This window comes from Pseudonocardia sp. Ae717_Ps2, from assembly GCF_001932475.1.
Taxonomy (GTDB): domain Bacteria; phylum Actinomycetota; class Actinomycetes; order Mycobacteriales; family Pseudonocardiaceae; genus Pseudonocardia.
On record NZ_MCIS01000001.1, the window covers coordinates 2,967,758 to 2,988,088 of the forward strand.

Here is a 20,331-nt window from a genome sequence, read left to right on the forward strand (position 1 = left end):
AGTAACGTCGTCGCACGCGGTGACGCCGGCCGCATGCCCGGCGACGCGCGACCGTTCCCCCGGGAGGCACCTGTGTCCGCATACCAGACCATCGTCGTCGGCACCGACGGCTCGGCGACGTCGTTCCTGGCCGTCGAGCGCGCCGCCGGGGTGGCCGCCGACAGCGGCGCGAAGCTGGTCATCGTCTCCGCCTACACCCCGGCCAGCCGCGAGGACACCTCGGTCGCGGAGGACGCGCTGAAGGACGAGGCCTTCCTCGTCACCGGCTGGACCCCCGCCGAGGAGGCGCTGCGCGAGGCCGCCGACCGGGCCGCCGCCGTCGGCGCGAAGGACGTCTCGACCTTCGCCGAGGACGGCGCCCCGGTGGACGTGCTCCGCAAGGCCGTCAAGGAGCACCGCGCCGACCTCCTCGTGGTCGGCAACCGCGGTCTGAACACGTTCTCCGGGCGGCTGCTCGGCTCGGTGCCCGCCGACGCGACCCGCCGTGCCGGCGTGGACGTGCTCGTCGTGCACACCACGTGATCGCGTGAGGTCCGAGCCCGGGTCGTCCCGCCCCCTGCCCGATCCCGCCTCGATCGACTGGAGCGAGGTCGACGACGGGGCGCTGGACGAGCTCATCCTGGGCGTGCCCCGCGAGTTCACCCGCGACGAGCTGGTGGAGGCCGCGGGGCTCGACCCGGAGGAGTCGGGGCGGCTCTGGCGGGCGCTGGGGTTCACCGACTCCGAGCCGGGTGACCGCGTCTACACCCGGGCCGACCTCGAGGCCGCCCGGATGGTCACCCGGCTGAGCCGGGAGTGGCTGCCCGAGACGGTCGCCCGCGAGGCCGTCGCCCGGGCGCTCGCGCAGTCGATGTCCCGGCTCGCCGAGTGGCAGATCGGGATGCTCGCCCAGGTCGCCGCCGCGCACCTCGGGGAGCTGACCCCGCGCGACGCGGCGCGGCTCGCCGCCGAGGTGATCCCCGACCTGGAGGCGCTGCAGTCCTACGTGTGGCGGCGCCACCTCGCGGCGACGGCGTCGCGCTGGGTCGCCGGGGTGCAGCGCCGCGACGTCGCCGACATCGTCGCCGACACCTGGCCGCTGTCGGTCGGGTTCGCCGACATGGTCGGGTTCACCCGCACCACCCGCCGTCGCAGCATGGACGAGCTCAGCGAGATGATCGAACGTTTCGGGGCCGTGACCAACGAGGTCATCGCGAACGGCCGGGGCCGGGTGATCAAGACCGTCGGCGACGAGGTGCTCTTCGTGACCGAGCACCCCGCCGACGCGGCGGCCATCGCGCTCGGCCTGCGGGACCGGGTCCGGACCGAGCCGTCGCTGCCCCTGCTGCGGATCGGGCTCGCGCACGGCATGGTGCTCGCCCGCTACGGCGACGTCTACGGCGAGGTCGTCAACGTCGCGGCCCGGCTCACCTCCGAGGCGCGCCCGGACACGGTGCTCGTCGACAAGGAGATGTACGACGCGCTGCGCGACGACCCGCGCTTCGACCTGCGGCGGATCGCGACCCTGCACACGCGCGGCTACTCCCACCTGCGGGCCTGGGCGCTGCGCGGGGCCCGCGAACGCTGACCGTGTCGACCCGGTCGACCCGGTCGATTCAGTTGACCTGAACCCGGGTCGAGGTGACAGCCTCGATCACCATGACGAGCACGACGGGCAGCACGACGAGCACGGTGACCACCTCGGTCGCCGCCTACCTCGACCTCATCGGGGTCGACCGGGCGACACCGGACCGGGCGCTGCTCGACCGGCTCGTGACCGCGCACGTCGCGACCATCCCGTTCGAGAACCTCGACCCGTTCACCGGGGTCGAACCGCCGACCACCGCCGACGGTGTCGCGGCCAAGCTGGTGCACGGGCGGCGCGGCGGCTGGTGCTTCGAGCACAACCGGCTGCTGCACGACGCCCTGGCCGACCTCGGTCTGCGGGTGACCCCGCTGGTCGGGCGGGTCCGGCTGGGCCTGGCCGCCGAGGACCCGCCGACCGAGCGCACCCACCGGCTGACCCTCGTCGACACCGTGGAGGGCCGCTTCACCGTCGACGCCGGGTTCGGCTCGACGGTGCCGACCACCGCGCTGCGGCTCGTCGCCGGGCTGGAGCAGCCGACCCCGCAGGCTACCTACCGCTACGCCCGCGGCGACCACGGCAGCTGGGTCCTGCAGCGGCGCGGCGGCGACGGTGGCTGGGCCGACCAGTACACCTTCGACCTGGCCCCCGCACCGGACATCGACTTCGCGATGGGCTCCTGGTACCTGACCCACCACCCGGGGTCGCACTTCCGGACCGGGCTCGTCGCCGCGCGCACCACCCCGGAACGCCGGACCACCCTGGACGGGACCCGGCTCACCGTGCGCACCGCCGACCGCGCCGCGCAGCGGCACGACCTCGCCTCCCCCGCCCGGGTCCGGGACGCGCTGGAGACGCACTTCGGCATCGACACCGGCGGCGTCGCCGGGCTCGAGGGCCGGCTGCGGGAGGTCTACTTCCCGTGAGACGACGACGGGCCGGACCCCCGGATGTCGGGGATCCGGCCCGTCGGGTCGGTACGGGTCCTCAGACCCGGAAGCCGAGGGCGCGCAGCTGCTCGCGGCCGTCCTCGGTGATCTTCTCCGGGCCCCACGGCGGCATCCAGACCCAGTTGATCCGGACGTCGTCGACGAGGCCGCCGTCGGGACCGGCGGTGAGCGCGGAGCGGGTCTGCTCCTCGATCACGTCGGTCAGCGGGCAGGCCGCCGAGGTCAGCGTCATGTCGATGACTGCGGTACCGCCGTCCCGGTCGATGCCGTAGACGAGGCCGAGGTCGACGACGTTGATGCCCAGCTCGGGGTCGACGACGTCCTTCATCGCCTCCTCCAGGGCCTCCAGGGTCGCGCCGTCACCGGCGTCGGCCCGGGCGGGCGGCTCGGGCATGCCCGCCGCCCCGCGCACCACGTCCTCGGAGGTGCTCTGTTCGGTGGTCTCGCTCATGCCGGACTCCCCTCGGAGTTCTCGATGCTGGCGTCGGTGCGGCTCACCGCGTCCTTGAATGCCATCCAGCCCAGGAGAGCACACTTGACCCGCGCCGGGTACTTGGCGACGCCGGCGAAGGCCACGCCGTCGCCGATGACGTCCTCGTCGGGCTCGACCTTGCCGCGTCCCTGGGCCATCTCCTGGAACGAGGCCATGATCTTCCACGCCTCGCCGACCGACTTCCCGGCGACCAGGTCGTGCAGCACCGACACCGAGGCCTGGCTGATCGAGCAGCCCAGCGTCTCGTAGGAGACGTCGGTGACCACGGCACCCTCGGGACCGTCGTCGACCTTGACCCGCAGCGTGACCTCGTCCCCGCAGGTGGGGTTCACGTGGTGGGTCTCGGCGTCGTAGGGCTCGCGCAGCCCGGACCCGTGCGGGTCGCGGTAGTGGTCCAGGATGATCTCCTGGTACATCTGCTGCAGCTGCACGTCACACCGTCCCGAAGAACGTCTGGGCGGCGCGCACCCCGTCGGCCAGCGCGGTGACCTCGTCGAGCGTGTTGTACACCGCGAACGACGCGCGGGCGCTGGCCACGATGCCGAAACGCCGGTGCAGCGGCCACGCGCAGTGGTGACCCACGCGGATGGCGACGCCGGCGTCGTCGAGCACCTGGGACAGGTCGTGGGCGTGGATGCCGTCCACGACGAACGACACCGCTCCCCCGCGCTCGCCGGGCGTGGCCGGACCGACGATGCGCAGCCCGTCGATCGCCGACAGCTGCTCGAGGGCGGCCGCGGTCAGCGACGCCTCGTGCGCGGCGACGGCGTCCATCCCGATCGCCTCGAGGTAGTCGACCGCGGCGCCGAGGCCGACGGCCTGCGACGTCATCGGCACCCCGGCCTCGAACCGCTGCGGGGGCGGGGCGTAGGTCGCGCCCTCCATCCGGACGGTCTCGATCATCGAGCCACCCGTGAGGAACGGCGGGAGCGCCTCCAGCAGCTCCCGGCGGCCGTAGAGGACGCCGACCCCGGACGGCCCGAGCATCTTGTGCCCGGAGAAGACCGCGAAGTCCACCCCGAGCCGGTGCAGGTCGACCGGCATGTGCGGCACCGACTGGCAGGCGTCGAGCACGGTGAGTGCCCCGACCGCGGCGGCGCGGGCCACCAGCTGTGCGACCGGCGCGACGGCACCGGTCACGTTCGACTGGTGGGTGAAGGCCACGACCCGCGTCCGGTCGGTCAGCTCGAGCGAGTCGAGGTCGATCCGGCCGTCGTCGGTGACCGAGTACCAGCGCAGGGTCGCGCCGGTCCGCCGGCACAGCTCCTGCCACGGGATGAGGTTCGCGTGGTGCTCCAGCTCGGTCACCACGATCTCGTCACCGGGGCCGAGCGCGAACCGCTCGGAGGCGGCGTCGAGCCCGGTCCGGACCGAGGCGTTGCCGAGGCCGTAGGCGACCAGGTTGACGCCCTCGGTCGCGTTCTTGACGAACACGACCTCGTCGTCGTTCGCACCGACGAACGCCGCGATGCGTGCCCGGGCGGACTCGTAGGCGTCGGTGGCCTCCTCGGCGAGCTGGTGCGCGCCCCGGTGGACAGCAGCGTTGTGCCGCTCCAGGAACGTGCGCTCGGCGTCGAGCACCTGGCGCGGCCGCTGGGAGGTCGCGCCGGAGTCGAGGTAGACCAGCGGCTTCTCCTCGCGCACGGTGCGCGCGAGGATCGGGAAGTCCGCCCGGATCCGGGCCACGGCGTCGGCGTCCAGGCCGGCCGTGGTCCCGGTTCCGTGGGTGAGGGTCATGTCAGACCGCTGCCTTGTCGGCCTGGGTGAACCGGACGTAGCCGTTCTTCTCGAGCTCGTCGGCCAGCTCCGGGCCGCCGGACTCGACGACGCGGCCGCCGGCGAACACGTGCACGCGGTCCGGCTTGATGTGGTTCAGGATCCGCGTGTAGTGCGTGATCAGCAGGACGCCGGTCTCGCCGCCGGAGCGGTACCGGTTCACGCCCTCGGACACGACGCGCAGGGCGTCGACGTCGAGGCCGGAGTCGGTCTCGTCGAGCACGGCGAACTTCGGCTTCAGCAGCTCGAGCTGGAGCACCTCGTGGCGCTTCTTCTCACCGCCGGAGAAGCCCTCGTTGACCGAGCGGTCGGCGAACTCCGGGGAGATGTCGAGGCCGGCCATGGCCTCCTTGACCTCCTTGACCCAGGTCCGCAGCTTCGGCGCCTCGCCGCGGGTGGCGGTGGCCGCCGAGCGCAGGAAGTTCGCCATCGACACGCCCGGGACCTCGACGGGGTACTGCATCGCCAGGAACAGCCCGGCGCGCGCCCGCTCGTCGACCGACATCTCCAGGACGTTCTCGCCGTCGAGGAGCACCTCGCCGCCGGTGACGGTGTACTTCGGGTGCCCGGCGATGGCGTAGGCCAGCGTGGACTTGCCGGAGCCGTTCGGCCCCATGATCGCGTGCGTCTCGCCCGCGCGGACGGTGAGGTTCACGCCGCGCAGGATCTCCTTGGGACCGTCCTCGGCCGTCTCGACCGAGGCGTGCAGGTCCTTGATCTCCAGAGTGGACATCTGTGGTGGTCGCTCCGTATTCGGGAAGGGTGTGGGATCAGACGCCGGTCAGGGCGAGCTCGGCCTCGACGGCCGCTTCCAGTCGCTCCTTGAGCTCCGGCAGCGTGATCTTGTTGAGGACCTCGCCGAAGAACCCGCGGACGACGAGGCGGCGGGCCTGGTCCTCGGGGATGCCGCGGCTGCGCAGGTAGAACAGCTGCTCGTCGTCGAACCGGCCGGTCGCGCTGGCGTGGCCGGCGCTCACGATCTCGCCGGTCTCGATCTCCAGGTTGGGCACGGAGTCGGCGCGGCAGTGCTCGGTGAGCACCAGGTTCCGGTTGAACTCGAAGGTCTCGGTGTTCTCCGCGGCGGCCCGGATCAGCACGTCGCCGATCCACACCACGTGCGAGGAGTCCTTCGTGAGGCTCTGCAGCGCGTTCTTGTAGAGCACGTTGGACTTGCAGTTCGGCACCGCATGGTCCACCAGCAGCCGCTGCTCCAGGTGCTGGCCGGCGTCGGTGAACCCGAGCCCGAGGAGCTCCGCGTCGCCGCCGGGGCCGGCGTAGCGCACGGTCGAGGAGACCCGGACCAGGTCGCCGCCGAGCTGCACGGTCGTCCCGCGCAGCGTGGCGTCGCGGCCGACCGAGTAGTGCTCGGCGCCCACGTGCACGGCGTCGTCGGCCCACTCCTCGGTGACGACCAGGGTCAGGTGCGAGCCGTCGGCGAGCACGACCTCGGTGTTGTCGGCCAGCACGCCCGAGCCCCGGTGCACGACGACGACCGTCGCCTGCGTGTGCGGGGTGGTGCGGATGTGCAGGTGGCCGGCCGCGGAGACTCCCTCGCCGGGGCCCTCCACGGTGATCGTGACCGGCTCCACCTTCTCGCCGTCCAGGGTCACCACGGTGGCCTCGGCGAAGCCGGACCACGCGGCGGCGGCGACCCGGTCGAAGGGCGTGCCGCCCTCACCGAGACGGGCGTCGTCGCGGCCGACGGTCTCCACCGTGACCCCCGCGGCCTCGGTGACCGTGACCACGGGCGAGCCCTGCAGGTCGGCCGACCCGTCGTGCAGGCCCTTGAGGCGCCGCAGCGGGGTGAACCGCCAGTTCTCCTCGCGGCCCCCGGGGACCTCGAACGCCTCCACGTCGAAGGACTGGAAGCGCTCACCGGCCGAGGCGATCGGGACCTCGCCCTGCCCCTCCTTGGCGCCCTCCAGCTCGGGCGCGAGGCCGGCAACGTCACTCGTCGTCATCCGACGGAACCCTCCATCTGCAGCTCGATCAGCCGGTTCAGCTCCAGCGCGTACTCCATCGGCAGCTCGCGCGCGATGGGCTCGACGAACCCGCGCACGACCATGGCCATGGCCTCGTCCTCGGTCAGACCGCGGCTCATCAGGTAGAAGAGCTGGTCGTCGGAGACCTTGGAGACGGTGGCCTCGTGCCCCATCGACACGTCGTCGTTGCGGATGTCGACGTAGGGGTAGGTGTCGGAGCGGGAGATCGTGTCGACCAGCAGCGCGTCGCACTTCACCGTGGACCGGGAGTTGCGTGCGCGCGGGTTGACCTGGATCAGGCCGCGGTAGGACGTACGGCCGCCGCCACGCGCCACCGACTTCGACACGATCGTCGAGGAGGTGTTGGGCGCGAGGTGGACCATCTTGGCGCCGGCGTCCTGGTGCTGGCCCTCGCCCGCGAACGCGATCGAGAGGACCTCGCCCTTGGCGTGCTCGCCCATCAGCCACACGGCCGGGTACTTCATGGTCACCTTGGAGCCGAGGTTGCCGTCGACCCACTCCATGGTCGCGCCCTCCTCGGCCTTGGCGCGCTTGGTGACCAGGTTGTAGACGTTGTTCGACCAGTTCTGGATCGTGGTGTAGCGGCAGCGGCCGCCCTTCTTGACCACGATCTCGACGACGGCCGAGTGCAGCGAGTCGGTCTTGTAGATCGGCGCGGTACAGCCCTCGACGTAGTGCACGTAGGCACCCTCGTCGACGATGATCAGCGTCCGCTCGAACTGGCCCATGTTCTCGGTGTTGATCCGGAAGTAGGCCTGCAGCGGGATGTCGACGTGCACACCCGGCGGGACGTAGATGAACGAGCCGCCGGACCAGACCGCGGAGTTCAGGGCGGAGAACTTGTTGTCACCGGACGGGATGACCGAGCCGAAGTACTCCCGGAACAGCTCCGGGTGCTCCTTCAGCGCGGTGTCGGTGTCCAGGAAGATGACGCCCTGCTGCTCGAGGTCCTCGCGGATCGAGTGGTAGACGACCTCGGACTCGTACTGCGCGGCGACACCGGAGACCAGGCGGGCCTTCTCGGCCTCGGGGATCCCCAGCTTGTCGTAGGTGTTCTTGATGTCCTCGGGCAGGTCCTCCCAGGTGGCGGCCTGCTTCTCCGAGGAGCGCACGAAGTACTTGATGTTGTCGAAGTCGATCCCGGACAGGTCGGAGCCCCAGCGCGGCATCGGCTTCTTGCCGAAGATGTCGAGCGCCTTCTGCCGGAACTCCAGCATCCACTCGGGCTCGTTCTTCAGGCGGGAGATGTCGGCGACGACCTCGGAGGACAGGCCACGCTTCGCGATGGAGCCCGCCTCGTCGGAGTCGGCCCAGCCGAAGTCGTACCGGCCGAGCGCCGCGATCGTCTCCTCCTGCGTGAGCTCGGTGCGCACATCAGGAGTGGTCGTCATAAGGACTGCCTCCCTTTCGGGGACCGTGGTGGTGGGAGCTGCGCGGTACCCGCGGCTCCCCTGTCCCGTACCCGCGCGAGGAGTTCGGGATCCTCGAGCGGCACGTGTGTGGTGCACGCGGCGTCGCCGCGGGCGATCGTGGCCAACCGCTGCACGTGCGTGCCCAGCAGATCGGCGAAGGCACGCGTCTCGGCCTCGCAGAGCTCCGGGAACTCGGTGGCCACGTGGGCGACCGGGCAGTGGTGCTGGCACAGCTGCACCCCGAACCCGCCGCGCCGGGTCTGTGCGGCGTAGCCGCGGGCGCTGAGCACCCGGGCGAGCGCCTCGACCCGCTCCGCGGGCTCCGCCGGAGCGGTCACCGCGTCGAGGTCGGACCCGAGCAGCTCGCGCACCCGGTGCCGGGCGAAGGCGTCGACCGCCTCCTCCCCCGCCGTGTCGGCGAGGAAGCGCAGAGCCTGGGTGGCCAGGTCGTCGTACCCGTGCCCGAACCGGACCCGGCCCGTGTCGGTGAGCAGGTACTCCCGGGCCGGACGACCCCGGCCCCGCGGCCGGGCGGACCGGGCCGGGGCCCGGGCCTCCGCCTCGCCGTCGACGATCAGCGCGTCGAGGTGCCGGCGCACGGCGGCCTCGGTGAGCTCCAGCTCGGCCGCCACGACGGCGGCCGTGACCGGACCCTGCTCCATGAGCACCCGCGCCACGAGGGCACGGGTACCCGTCCCGGATCCGGCGGGCACCACGGCGTCGCCCGCGACGCCGTGCCCGCAGGCAGGGTCGTCGAGGCGCCGCGGCGCTGTCCGGTCCGTTTTCACAACACCAGTGTTGCGTATATCGGTCGGCACGGCAAAACAGGCCCCCCGCCGCGGTGACCGGGCTCACTCCACCCGCAGGTGAGGGCCGGTACCGGACCCCCCGCGGCGGCACCACTAGCCTCTTCTCCCATGGTGACGCCCGAGGTCGCCCCGCCCGGGCGCGACGACCCCCCGACGCGTGCGGCGCCGTCCGATCCCCCCGCCGCACCGCCGTCGACCGGCCACCGGGCCCGGCGCGGCCTGCGCGAGCAGGCCCGGATCGCGCGGATCCTCGGCCTGATCGGCGCGCTCCTGATGGGGATCAGCGCACTGGGTTCCGGGGCGTTCCCGGTGCCGAACCCGCTGAACGGGCTGCGCGTGATCGGGCTGCCCGCGCGCAACGTCACCCTGGCCATCGCCGTCACCTACGCGGGCCTGCTGATGGTGGTCACCGCCTGGCTGTGGATCGCCCGGATGCTCACCACCCGCGGGGCGCGGCACCCCGCGCCCGAGCGTCGCGAGCTCGGCCGCACCGCGATCCTGTGGGGGGTGCCGCTGGCCCTGGCGCCGCCGATGTTCTCCAAGGACATCTACAGCTACCTCGCCCAGAGCGCGACGCTCGCCCGCGGGATCGACCCGTACTCGATCGGCCCGGCGCAGGCGCTCGGCATCGACGACCCGCTGGTCCGCGGCATCCCCACGGTCTGGCGCGACACCCCGGCGCCCTACGGCCCGCTGTTCCTCGGCCTGGGGCGCGGGATCACCGCGCTGTCCGGGGACAACGTCGTCCTCGGGATCCTCGAACACCGGCTGCTGGCGCTCGCCGGGGTCGCCCTGCTGGTGTGGGTGCTGCCGCGGCTCGCGTCGCGCTTCGACCTCGATGCCGGGCTGGTCCTGTGGCTCGGCGCGGCGAACCCGCTGGTGCTGTTCCACATGGTCAGCGGCATCCACAACGAGTCGATCATGCTGCCGCTGATGCTGCTCGGGCTCTGGGTGATGCTCGGCCGCGACGACACCGTGCAGCCCTGGTGGCGGATCACCGCCGGCGCCGCGCTGATCGTCGCCGCCGCCTCGGTGAAGCTCCCCGCGCTGCTCGCACTGGGGTTCGTCGGCGTGTACCTGGTCCGCAGGCGCGGCGGCAGGCTCGTCGACTGGGCCGTGACGACCGCGTGGCTGTCCGCGATCGCCGCCGCGGTGCTGACCTTCTTCAGCCTCGCCACCGGGCTGGGCTTCAACTGGGTGCGCGGGCTGTCGGCGCCCAGCGCGCTCATCTCCCCCATGTCGATCAGCACCAACCTCGGCCTGCTCGCCGGCCAGGTCGGCAGGCTCGCCGGGCTCGGTGACCACCTCGACACCACGATGGGCCTGATGCGCAGCCTGTTCGTGCTGCCGATCGTGGTCATCGTGGTCGCCCTGCTGCTGGGCTGCCTGCGCGGCACGGTCGACCCGGTCACCGGCACCGGTCTCGGGCTCGGCGCGGTCGTGCTGCTCGGCCCGGTCGTGCACCCGTGGTACCTGTTCTGGGCCCTGCTGCCGCTGGTCGTCACCCGGGCCATGCCGTTCTACCGCCGCGGCCTGCTGCTCCTGTCGGTGGTGCTGGCCCTGGTCGTGCCGCCCACCGGCGCCGACTTCTTCTTCCGCGGATTCCAGCTGCCGCTGGCGATCACCGCGGGCGCGGTCATGTACGCCCTCGCGCTGTACGTGGTCGCGCGGCTGATCCGCGCCCCCGGCGACGCGGCCGCCGACGGCCCCGGCGGCCCCGACGACGCCGACGACGCCGACGACGCCGACGACGCCGACGGCGCAGCCACCCCGGGCGACGCCCCCGCCGGGACCCGCGCGGCCTCGGACACGGAGCCCGCCCGGTGAGCGCCGCCCTGGAGATCCGCGGCCTCGTCGTGCGCTACGGCACCACGACCGCCGTCGACGGGATCGACCTCGACCTGGCCCGCGGCGAGGTCCTCGCCCTGCTCGGCCCGAACGGCGCCGGCAAGTCCTCGACCGTCGAGGTGTGCACCGGCTTCCGGGCGCCCTCGGCCGGGCGGGTGCGGGTACTCGGCCACGACCCGGCCGACGAGACCGTCCGCCCCCGCGTGGGCGTCATGCCGCAGGGCGGCGGCGCGTACCCGGCCGTGCGGACCGGGGAGATGCTGCACCTGGTCGCCGACTGCGCCGCGCACCCGCTCGACGTGGACATGCTCCTCGACGTGCTCGGGCTTCGACCGCGGGCGGGCACGCCGTACAAGCGGCTCTCCGGCGGGGAGCAGCAGCGCCTGGCGCTGGCCTGCGCCGTCGTCGGGCGCCCGGAGCTGGTGTTCCTCGACGAGCCGACCGCCGGTCTCGACCCGCAGGCCCGCCACCTGGTGTGGGACCTGGTGCGGGCGCTGCGCCGCGACGGCGTCGGGGTGCTGCTCACCACCCACCTGATGGACGAGGCCGAACAGCTCGCCGACGACGTCGTGATCATCGACCACGGCCGGGTCGTGGCGCACGGCTCGCCGGCGCAGCTGACCGCGGGCGACCAGACCGAGCTGCGCTTCCGGGCCCGGCCGGGGATGGACGTCGACGGTCTCGACGCCCGGCTGCCCGCCGGCTACGCCAGCTGCGAGACCTCCCCCGGCCGCTACCGGGTCCGCGGCCGGATCGACCCGGCCGCGCTCGCCGCCATCACCTCGTGGTGTGCCGACCAGGGCGTGCTCGCCGACGACGTCCAGGTCGTGCGCCGCAGCCTGGAGGACGTCTTCCTCGACCTCACCGGACGGGAGCTGCGCTCGTGAGGACCCCGCCGACGGCCCCGCCGTTCCCCGACGGCATGTTCACCCCCGCGCCCGGCCGCGGACGTGCGCTGACGATGCTGCGGGCCCAGGGCGGCCTGGAGACCCGGCTCGCACTGCGCAACGCCGAACAGGTGCTGCTGACCCTGCTTATCCCGGCGGCCCTGCTGGCCGGGCTCACGCTCGTCCCGGCGGTGCCCGCCCCGGAGCCGCGGGTGGCGTGGCTGTTCGCCGCCATGCTGGCGCTGGCCGTGATGAGCTCGGCATTCACCAGCCAGGCCATCGCGCTCGGCTTCGACCGCCGCTACGGCGCGCTGCGCAGGCTCGCCGCTACGGCGCTGCCCCGCTGGCTGCTGGTGTGCGGGCGGCTGACCGCGGTCGCCGCCGTCGTCGTGATCCAGGTGGTGCTGCTCGGCGTACTCGCCGCACTGCTGGGCTGGTCCCCGGCCGGGGCCCGGCTCGACGGCGCCGCGCTGGCCGTGCTGCTCGGCGCTGCCGCGTTCGGGGCGCTGGGCATCCTGCTGGGCGGGACGCTGCGGGCGGAGATCGTGCTCGCCGTCGCCAACCTGGTGTGGTTCGCGCTGCTGCTGGCGGGCGGGATCGTGGTGCCGGTCGCGGACCTGCCGGGACCGCTGGCGGCGATCGCCCCGTGGCTCCCGTCCGGGGCGCTGGCCGAGGCGCTGCGGTCGGCGCTCGGCGCGGGCGAGTTCCCGTCGGCCGGGCCCCTGCTGGTGCTCACCGGGTGGGCCGTCGTCGCCGGGGTGGCGGCGTCGCGGCTGGTGCGCTGGACCTGAGACCCATCTTCTACGATGCGTAGTGTGCTGTCGTCGCGCGTGCCCTCCACCCCGCCGGTGCTGATGCGCCGGCTCACGATCGCGAACCTCGTCGCCCAGATCGGGATCGGGGTGACCGGATCGGTCGTGCGGGTCACCGGCTCGGGGCTCGGCTGCTCGACCTGGCCGCAGTGCGAGCCGGGCAGCATGATCCCGGTCGACCACGCCGAGATCGCGCCGCTGCACATGTGGATCGAGTTCTCCAACCGGCTGCTCGGGATCCTGGTCGTGCTGTTCGCCGGCGCCGCGCTGCTCGGGGCCCTGTTCACCCGGCCCCGCAGGCGCCGCCTCACCGCGCTCGCGCTGGCCATGCCGCTCGGCGTCGTCGCGCAGGCCGTCATCGGCGGCATCACGGTGCTCCTCGGTCTGGCCTGGTGGACGGTGATGCTGCACTTCCTCGCCTCGATGGTGCTGGTCTGGTTCTCGGTGCTGTTCGTCGGCGCGGCGACCGAGGCCGACGGCCCGGCGACCCGCACCGTGCCCGCCGCCGGGCGCGGGCTGGTGCTGTTCTCCACCGCGGTGCTCGCGGTGCTGCTCGTCGCCGGGACGCTGGTCACCGCGGCGGGTCCGCACGGCGGCGACCCGGAGACCCCGCGCCTGGACGTGCCGATCCCCGCGCTCGCGCAGCTGCACGTCGACACCCTGTTCCTCTACCTCGGGACCCTGGTCGGGCTCGGGTTCCTGCTGCGCGCGGTGTCCGCCCCGCAGGCGCTGCAGCGCCGCTTCCGGGTGCTCGTCGTGGTCGTCCTCGCCCAGGGCGCGCTCGGCGGGGTCCAGTACGCCCTCGGGGTCCCGGAGCTGCTGGTGTCACTGCACGTGCTCGGCGCCGGGCTGACCGCCGCCGCGGCCGCCTGGGTGTGGGCCGGGACCGCGACCCGGCCGGCCGCCGTCGACCCCCGCGCCACCCCGACCGGTGACCCGGCGGACACCGCCCCGGAACCCGCCGCCGCGTCGGCCTGAGCCGGCACGGGTCCGTCCGGACGACGTGCTGCGCGACCCGCTGCCGACCGACGGTCTCGTCGCGCGCACCGGGCTCGCGGCGGGCCGTCTCCCGGATGCCGCGCCGCGACGCGTGCGGGCATGATCGGGACCGGCAGCAGCGGCGAGCGACGAGGAGGACACATGCGTGCGGTACGGGTGCGGGAGCCCGGCGGGTCCGAGGTGCTGGAGGTCGTCGACACCGACGCCCCGGTCCCGGGTCCGGGCGAGGTGCTGGTGGAGGTCGCCGCGGCCGGCGTGAACTTCATCGACACCTACCAGCGCGAGGGCATCTACCCGATGCCGACGCCCTACGTCGCGGGGCTGGAGGGCGCGGGCCGGGTCACCGCGCTGGGCCCGGACGTCGACGGCGTCGCGGTCGGGGACCGGATCGCCTGGGCCAACACCCTGGGCAGCTACGCCGAGCAGGTCGCCGTGCCGTGGGCGAAGGCCGTCCCGGTGCCCGACGGCGTCGCCGACGACGTCGCGGTCGGCGCGGCGCTGCAGGGCATGACCGCGCACTTCCTGGTCACCGACTGCTTCCCGCTGCGCGGCGGGGAGACGATCCTGCTGCACGCCGCGGCCGGGGGCGTCGGGCTGCTGCTCACCCAGCTGGCCGTCGCCAAGGGCGCCCGGGTGATCGCCACGACGTCGACGCCGGAGAAGGCCGAGCTGGCCCGCGGGGCCGGCGCCGACGAGGTGATCGACTACACCGCGGTCGACGACCTGGCCGCCGCCGTCCGCGACCTCACCGGCGGCGAGGGCGTGCACGCGGCGTTCGACTCGGTCGGGCGCAGCACGTTCGACGCGAGCCTGGCCTCGGTGCGCCGTCGCGGCACGCTGGTGCTCTACGGCGCCGCGTCCGGCCCGGTCGAGCCGTTCGACCCGCAGCGGCTCAACGCGGCGGGGTCGCTGTACCTGACCCGCCCGAAGCTGTTCGACTACATCGCCACCACCGACGAGCTGCGCGCTCGCGCGGCGGCCGTGTACGGCGAGGTCGCCGCGGGCCGCCTCGACGTACGGATCGGACACCGCTACGGCCTGGCGGACGCCCGCACCGCCCACGACGACCTGCAGGGCCGCCGCACCACCGGCAAGGTGCTGCTCGTCCCCTGACGAGGCGCCACGGGGGTCGGTCCGCCGCGCGGCGTGCGGTAGAACCGACGGCGTGACCGACACCCCGTTCCACGACCTCGACGCCTACGTCGCGCTCCCCCGCCTCGGCGGGCTCACCCTGTCCCCCGACGGGCAGCGCCTGGTCACCGGCGTCGCCGAGCTCGACGCCGACGGCACCCGCTACCGGACCGCCCTGTGGGAGATCGACCCCGCGGGGGACGCCCCGGCGCGGCGGCTGACCCGGGGCGCGGCCGGCGAGTCCGGGCCGGTCTTCACCCCCGACGGCGACCTGCTGTTCCGGTCCGCCCGCCCCGACCCCGATGCCACCGGGGAGACCGAGCCGCCGACCTCGCTGTGGCGCCTCCCGGCGGCCGGGGGCGAGGCCGAGCCCGCCGGGGCGCGGCCCGGCGGGATCTCCGCGGTCGCTGTCGCCGCCGACGCGGGGACGGTCGTCGTGTCCTCCCCCACGCTGCCCGGTGCCACCACGACCGAGGAGGACGAGCAGCGCCGCAGCGCGCGCACCGAGGGCAAGGTCACCGCGATGCTGCACACCGGCTACCCGGTGCGGCACTGGGACCACGACCTCGGCCCGGCCGAGGAACGGCTGCTCCTGGCCACCCCCGGGGAGACGGACCCGTGGCGGGACCTCACCCCGGCGCCGGGCCGTGCGCTGGACGAGACCGCGTTCGACGTGTCCCCCGACGGCGGCTCGGTGGTGACCGGTTGGTACCGCGCGCACGGCCACGGCACCTGGCGGCCGGGTCTGGTCGTGGTCGACACCGCGACCGGGGAGCACCGCGGCCTCACCGACGACGACGGGCACGAGTACGCCGCGCCCCGGATCAGCCCGGACGGGCGGACCGTCGTCGCGCTGCGCGAACGCGTCTCCACCCCGGAGGTCGCGCCGCGGATCGAGCTGGTCCTGGTCCCGCTCGCCGGTGGCGCACCGCGCCCGGTGGCACCGGGCTGGGACCGGTGGCCCACCGCGGCGCGGTGGACCCGGGACGGGTCCGCGCTGGTGGTCACCGCCGACGAGAACGGCCGCGGCCCGCTGTTCCGGATCGAGCTGGGCGCGACCGGGGAGGACGACGCCGTCACCCGGCTGACCGGCGACCACGGCACCTACTCCGACCCGTGCCCGTCGCCGGACGGGCGGTGGGTCTACGCACTGCGCCACGCCTACGACGCGCCGCCCGCCCCGGTCCGGATCCCCGCCGACGGCCACGACGCCGTCCCGGAGCACCTGCCCGCACCCGCCGCGGCGCCCGCACTGCCCGGTTCGCTCACCGAACTGGAGACCACCGCCGCCGACGGCACCCGGGTCCGCGCCTGGCTGGTCCTGCCCGAAGGCGCCGACGCCGAGCACCCGGTACCGCTGCTGCTGTGGATCCACGGCGGCCCGCTGGCCAGCTGGAACGCCTGGTCGTGGCGGTGGAACCCGTGGCTGATGGCCGCACGCGGCTGGGCCGTGCTGCTCCCCGACCCGGCCCTGTCGACCGGCTACGGCCAGGACTTCGTCCAGCGCGGCTGGGGTGCCTGGGGCGGCGCGCCGTTCACCGACCTGATGGCCGCCACCGACGCCGCGACCGCCCGGCCCGACATCGACGACACCCGCACCGCGGCGATGGGCGGCTCCTTCGGCGGCTACATGGCCAACTGGGTCGCCGGGCACACCGACCGGTTCGCCGCGATCGTCACCCACGCCAGCCTGTGGGCGCTCGACCAGTTCGGGCCGACGACCGACCACGCCGAGTACTGGCTGACCGAGATGACCCCGGCGATGGCCCAGGCCAACAGCCCGCACCGGCACGCCGACGCGATCGCCACCCCGATGCTGGTGATCCACGGCGACCGCGACTACCGGGTGCCGATCGGCGAGGGGCTGCGGCTGTGGTGGGACCTGGTGTCCCGGCAGGCCGACCCGGAGGCCAACCCGCACCGGTTCCTGTATTTCCCCGACGAGAACCACTGGGTCCTCGCCCCGAACCACGCGAAGGTCTGGTACCGCACGGTGTGGGCGTTCCTGGACCACCACGTGCTGGGCACCGAGTGGGAGACCCCGGACCTGTTGCGCTGACCGGCCACCGCCCCGGCGGCTGCCGGTCCGGGCTCAGAACAGGACCGGCAGCCCCAGCGCGGCGTCGACGGCGATCGCCGCGAACAGCACGCACAGGTAGATGTTCGACAGGTGGAACAGCGGCATCGGGGAGATCTCGCCGCCCTCTTTCACCTGGTGGTGCAGCCGGTGCGCCCGGAACACGAAGTAGGCCCCGCCGAGCAGCGCCACCGCGAGGTACACCCACGACGTCACCGGCAGCAGGAGCAGGCTCCAGGCCACCATCACCCAGCTGTAGACCACGATCCGCACCGACACCGCGGGCGCGGGCGCGACGACCGGGAGCATCGGCACCCCGGCGGCGGCGTAGTCCTCGCGGTAGCGCATCGCCAGTGCCCAGAAGTGCGGCGGCGTCCAGAAGAAGATCACACCGAACATGACCAGCGCGGGCCACTCGACGGTGCCGGTCACCGCGGCCCAGCCGATCACCACCGGCATGCAGCCCGCGGCACCGCCCCACACGATGTTCTGCGAGGTCCGCCGCTTGAGCAGCATCGTGTAGACGAGCACGTAGAACGCGATCGCGGCCAGCGACAGCACGGCGGCGAGCCAGTTCGTGGTCAGGCCGAGCCACACCGAGCTCAGCGCGGCCAGGACGAGGCCGAACACCAGCGCGTTGCGGGTGGGGACCTGTCCCCGTGCCAGCGGACGGCGGGCGGTGCGCGCCATCTTCTGGTCGATGTCGGCGTCGACGACGCAGTTCAGCGCGTGCGCCGCGGCGGCGGCCATCGCGCCGCCGACCAGGGTGGCCGCGATCAGCAGCAGCGACGGCACGCCGCGCTGGGCCAGGAACATGGCGGGCACGGTGACGACGAGCAGCTGCTCGATGATCCGCGTCTTGGTGAGGCCCAGATAGGCCGCCACCGTGGCGCGGACACGGGCGAGGCGCCCGGTCGGTGCCGCCGGGACCACCACGGTCGTGGCGGGGGGCGTCGCCGCCGGCGCGGCGTCCGGTCCGGCCGGGACGTGCTCGGCCGGCACTCCGGCCTCGTCGGCCCGGCTCCGCCCTGACGCGGGTGCGCTCACCTGTTCGTACCTCGCTCGGTTCGACGTAGTGATCCCGTGCCGCGCCGCCCGAGGGGCCGCACCGGCTCGGTGCCGTGGACACCGGGTGGGTAGCCGCGGTGGCGACCTCCCTAGTTCTACAGCGCGTCGATGCTAACCGGTGGCATGCGTCGCGGGCCCGCCGGGTACACCGACCTCGGCGCCCCGGTCCGCCGAACGCCACGAGGCGCAAAGCCGCTGGCCGCGGGCGTGAGCAGTAGGGTGTTCCGGGTCGGGGCGGCGAGGATGCCGCCAGGTGGTCCGGGTCACCACGACACCCGCCGACGTCGCCGCCACCGCAGTGGCCGCGACCACCGGGCGGACCTCCGGATCCACCACCGGCAGACCGACGATCGTCGACGCGAGTACAGGAGCCATCGCCTTGTCCGAGACCGCTACGTCCCCCCACGCCGGGGACAGCGCCGTCGCCGCGCTCACCCGCGCGCACGTCCCCGACGACTGGACCGACCTCGACCGCAGGGCCGTGGACACCATCCGTGTACTGGCCGCGGACGCGGTCCAGAAGTGCGGCAGCGGACACCCCGGCACCGCGATGAGCCTGGCCCCGCTGGCGTACACGCTGTTCCAGCGCGTCATGCGCCACGACCCGGCCGACCCGGACTGGATGGGCCGCGACCGGTTCGTGCTCTCCGCGGGCCACTCCAGCCTCACCCTCTACATCCAGCTCTACCTGGCCGGATACGGCCTGGAGCGCGAGGACCTCGAGAGCCTCCGCACGTGGGGCTCGCTCACCCCGGGCCACCCGGAGTGGGGCCACACCCGCGGCGTCGAGATGACCACCGGCCCGCTGGGCCAGGGGCTGTCCTCGGCCGTCGGGATGGCGATCGCCGCCCGTCGCGAGCGCGGTCTGTTCGACCCGGACGCCCCCGAGGGGTCCTCGCCGTTCGACCACCAGATCTACGTGATCGCCTCCGACGGCGACATCGAGGAGGGCGTCACCTCCGAGGCGTCGTCGCTGGCCGGCCGCCAGGAGCTCGGCAACCTCACGGTGATCTACGACGCGAACGAGATCTCCATCGAGGACGACACCAACATCGCGTTCAACGAGGACACCGCGAAGCGGTACGAGGCCTACGGCTGGCACGTGCAGGTCGTCGAGGGCGGCGAGAACGTCACCGGCATCCTCGCCGCGCTCGAGGCCGCGAAGGCCGAGACCGGCCGTCCGTCGATCATCGTGCTCAAGACCGTGATCGGCTACCCGTCGCCGAACAAGATGAACACCGGTGCCGCGCACGGCTCGGCGCTCGGTGACGACGAGGTCCGCGAGGTCAAGAAGGTCCTCGGGTTCGACCCGGACCAGGACTTCGAGGTCGACGCCGACGTCCTCGCCCACACCCGGGCCGTCGGCGAGCGCTCCCGCGCCGCGCACGACACCTGGCAGGGCACCTTCGACGAGTGGGCGCAGCGCGAGCCGCAGCGCAAGCAGCTGCTCGACCGGCTGCTCGCGAAGGAGCTCCCCGAGGGCTGGGCGGACGCGCTGCCGCACTTCGACACCGACGAGAAGGGCCTGGCGACCCGCAAGGCCTCCGGCACCGTGCTCGGCGCGCTGGCCGAGGTGTTGCCGGAGCTGTGGGGCGGCTCGGCCGACCTCGCGGAGTCGAACAACACCACGATGAAGGGCGTCGACTCGTTCGGCCCGAAGTCGGCCTCGACCGGCATGTGGACGACCTCCCCGTACGGCCGCACGCTGCACTTCGGTGTCCGCGAGCACGCGATGGGCGCGGTCCTCAACGGCATCGCCCTGCACGGCCCGACCCGCGCCTACGGCGGCACCTTCCTGGTGTTCTCCGACTACATGCGCCCGGCGGTCCGCCTCGCCGCCCTGATGAAGACCAACCCGATCTACGTGTGGACGCACGACTCGATCGGTCTGGGCGAGGACGGCCCGACCCACCAGCCGATCGAGCACCTGGCCGCGCTGCGCGCGATCCCGGGCCTGTCGGTGGTCCGCCCCGGTGACGCCAACGAGACCGTCTACGCCTGGAAGGCGGCGCTGGAGCGCCCGTCGGACGGGCCGATCGGGTTCGCGCTGACCCGCCAGAACGTGCCGACCCTGCCGGGCACCTCCGCCGAGGGTGTCGCGCGCGGCGGCTACGTGCTGTCCGACGCCTCGACCGGCGTCCCGCAGGTCGTGATCGTCGCCACCGGCTCCGAGCTGCACCTCGCGGTCGAGGCGCGGAAGAAGCTGGAGGCCGACGGCGTCGGTACCCGTGTGGTGTCCATGCCGTGCGTCGAGTGGTTCGACGCCCAGGACGAGGCCTACCGCGAGTCGGTCCTGCCGTCCGCGGTGCGGGCCAGGGTCTCGGTCGAGGCCGGGATCGCGATGCCGTGGCGCGCCGTCGTCGGCGACGCTGGGCGATCGGTGTCCATCGAGCACTTCGGCGCCAGCGCCGATGCCGCCACCCTGTTCGAGAAGTTCGGCTTCACCGCCGACACCGTCGCCGACGCCGCGCGGGAGACCCTCGCCGCGACGACGGCGTGAAG

Annotated in this window: 18 protein-coding genes; 10 read left to right on the top strand and 8 right to left on the bottom strand. The window is 73.6% G+C overall.

All coding sequences use genetic code 11. The annotated features are described in order from the left end of the window. Nucleotides 1–72 precede the first annotated feature (72 nt). The 3 genes from Ae717Ps2_RS13810 to Ae717Ps2_RS13820 all read left to right on the top strand — a co-directional run bounded on the left by Ae717Ps2_RS13810 (nt 73) and on the right by Ae717Ps2_RS13820 (nt 2,490). The gene (locus Ae717Ps2_RS13810; protein WP_075334267.1) at nt 73–522 is read left to right on the top strand and encodes a universal stress protein; all 450 of its coding nucleotides are present in this window, start codon (nt 73–75) and stop codon (nt 520–522) included. 4 nt (nt 523–526) lie between these two features. Then, nucleotides 527–1,567, top strand: coding sequence for an adenylate/guanylate cyclase domain-containing protein (locus Ae717Ps2_RS13815; RefSeq protein WP_198932182.1), 1,041 nt, complete (start codon nt 527–529; stop codon nt 1,565–1,567). A 71-nt stretch (nt 1,568–1,638) separates the two neighbouring features. Then, nucleotides 1,639–2,490 carry an arylamine N-acetyltransferase gene (locus Ae717Ps2_RS13820; protein ID WP_075306149.1) on the top strand — a complete coding sequence of 284 codons (852 nt, stop codon included), beginning with the start codon at nt 1,639–1,641 and terminating at the stop codon, nt 2,488–2,490. Between the two features lie 61 nt (nt 2,491–2,551). Here the strand turns inward: Ae717Ps2_RS13820 and Ae717Ps2_RS13825 are convergent, their stop codons facing one another. Genes Ae717Ps2_RS13825 through Ae717Ps2_RS13855 form a run of 7 tightly spaced genes read right to left on the bottom strand, consistent with a single transcriptional unit; the run spans nt 2,552 to nt 8,986 of the window. Further along, nucleotides 2,552–2,965 (bottom strand): metal-sulfur cluster assembly factor, encoded by a 414-nt coding sequence (locus Ae717Ps2_RS13825; protein WP_020624271.1) that lies wholly within the window; start codon nt 2,963–2,965, stop codon nt 2,552–2,554. Beyond that, nucleotides 2,962–3,438: a Fe-S cluster assembly sulfur transfer protein SufU gene (sufU, locus tag Ae717Ps2_RS13830; protein WP_020624272.1), complete on the bottom strand. Its 477-nt coding sequence runs from the start codon at nt 3,436–3,438 to the stop codon at nt 2,962–2,964. The genes Ae717Ps2_RS13825 and sufU overlap by 4 nt, the downstream gene beginning before the upstream one ends. Before the next feature lies 1 nt (nt 3,439). Then, a complete protein-coding gene (locus Ae717Ps2_RS13835; RefSeq protein ID WP_075306145.1) occupies nt 3,440–4,744 on the bottom strand; it encodes a cysteine desulfurase in 1,305 nt (434 codons plus the stop codon). 1 nt (nt 4,745) lies between these two features. After that, on the bottom strand, nt 4,746–5,516 hold the full coding sequence (gene sufC / locus Ae717Ps2_RS13840; RefSeq protein WP_020624274.1) for a Fe-S cluster assembly ATPase SufC: 771 nt from the start codon (nt 5,514–5,516) through the stop codon (nt 4,746–4,748). Nucleotides 5,517–5,553: 37 nt separating this feature from the next. After that, on the bottom strand, nt 5,554–6,744 hold the full coding sequence (gene sufD / locus Ae717Ps2_RS13845) for a Fe-S cluster assembly protein SufD (RefSeq protein WP_075333475.1): 1,191 nt from the start codon (nt 6,742–6,744) through the stop codon (nt 5,554–5,556). Continuing rightward, nucleotides 6,741–8,177: a Fe-S cluster assembly protein SufB gene (gene sufB / locus Ae717Ps2_RS13850; protein ID WP_075306139.1), complete on the bottom strand. Its 1,437-nt coding sequence runs from the start codon at nt 8,175–8,177 to the stop codon at nt 6,741–6,743. Before sufB ends, sufD begins: the two co-directional genes overlap by 4 nt. After that, on the bottom strand, nt 8,174–8,986 hold the full coding sequence (locus Ae717Ps2_RS13855) for a helix-turn-helix transcriptional regulator (RefSeq protein ID WP_369804837.1): 813 nt from the start codon (nt 8,984–8,986) through the stop codon (nt 8,174–8,176). The genes sufB and Ae717Ps2_RS13855 overlap by 4 nt, the downstream gene beginning before the upstream one ends. Nucleotides 8,987–9,115: 129 nt before the next feature. On the opposite strand from Ae717Ps2_RS13855, the gene mptB reads away from it, so the two are divergent. The 6 genes from mptB to Ae717Ps2_RS13885 all read left to right on the top strand — a co-directional run bounded on the left by mptB (nt 9,116) and on the right by Ae717Ps2_RS13885 (nt 16,743). Continuing rightward, the gene (mptB, locus tag Ae717Ps2_RS13860) at nt 9,116–10,834 is read left to right on the top strand and encodes a polyprenol phosphomannose-dependent alpha 1,6 mannosyltransferase MptB (protein WP_083702367.1); all 1,719 of its coding nucleotides are present in this window, start codon (nt 9,116–9,118) and stop codon (nt 10,832–10,834) included. Continuing rightward, entirely contained in the window at nt 10,831–11,742 is a 912-nt protein-coding gene (locus Ae717Ps2_RS13865; protein ID WP_075333476.1) for an ABC transporter ATP-binding protein, read from the top strand. Before mptB ends, Ae717Ps2_RS13865 begins: the two co-directional genes overlap by 4 nt. Nucleotides 11,743–11,777: 35 nt before the next feature. After that, nucleotides 11,778–12,533 (top strand): ABC transporter permease, encoded by a 756-nt coding sequence (locus tag Ae717Ps2_RS13870; protein ID WP_051050365.1) that lies wholly within the window; start codon nt 11,778–11,780, stop codon nt 12,531–12,533. A 15-nt stretch (nt 12,534–12,548) separates the two neighbouring features. After that, the gene (locus tag Ae717Ps2_RS13875; RefSeq protein WP_369804838.1) at nt 12,549–13,532 is read left to right on the top strand and encodes a heme A synthase; all 984 of its coding nucleotides are present in this window, start codon (nt 12,549–12,551) and stop codon (nt 13,530–13,532) included. Nucleotides 13,533–13,694: 162 nt separating this feature from the next. Then, nucleotides 13,695–14,666, top strand: a complete 972-nt coding sequence (locus Ae717Ps2_RS13880; protein WP_075306131.1) for a quinone oxidoreductase — start codon at nt 13,695–13,697, stop codon at nt 14,664–14,666. A gap of 52 nt (nt 14,667–14,718) precedes the next feature. After that, nucleotides 14,719–16,743 (top strand): prolyl oligopeptidase family serine peptidase, encoded by a 2,025-nt coding sequence (locus tag Ae717Ps2_RS13885; RefSeq protein WP_075306129.1) that lies wholly within the window; start codon nt 14,719–14,721, stop codon nt 16,741–16,743. Between the two features lie 33 nt (nt 16,744–16,776). Here Ae717Ps2_RS13885 and Ae717Ps2_RS13890 read toward each other — a convergent pair whose 3' ends face one another. Next, nucleotides 16,777–17,697 carry a heme o synthase gene (locus tag Ae717Ps2_RS13890; RefSeq protein WP_233147767.1) on the bottom strand — a complete coding sequence of 307 codons (921 nt, stop codon included), beginning with the start codon at nt 17,695–17,697 and terminating at the stop codon, nt 16,777–16,779. Between the two features lie 511 nt (nt 17,698–18,208). On the opposite strand from Ae717Ps2_RS13890, the gene tkt reads away from it, so the two are divergent. Next, a complete protein-coding gene (tkt, locus tag Ae717Ps2_RS13895; RefSeq protein WP_075311729.1) occupies nt 18,209–20,329 on the top strand; it encodes a transketolase in 2,121 nt (706 codons plus the stop codon). Nucleotides 20,330–20,331 lie beyond the last annotated feature (2 nt).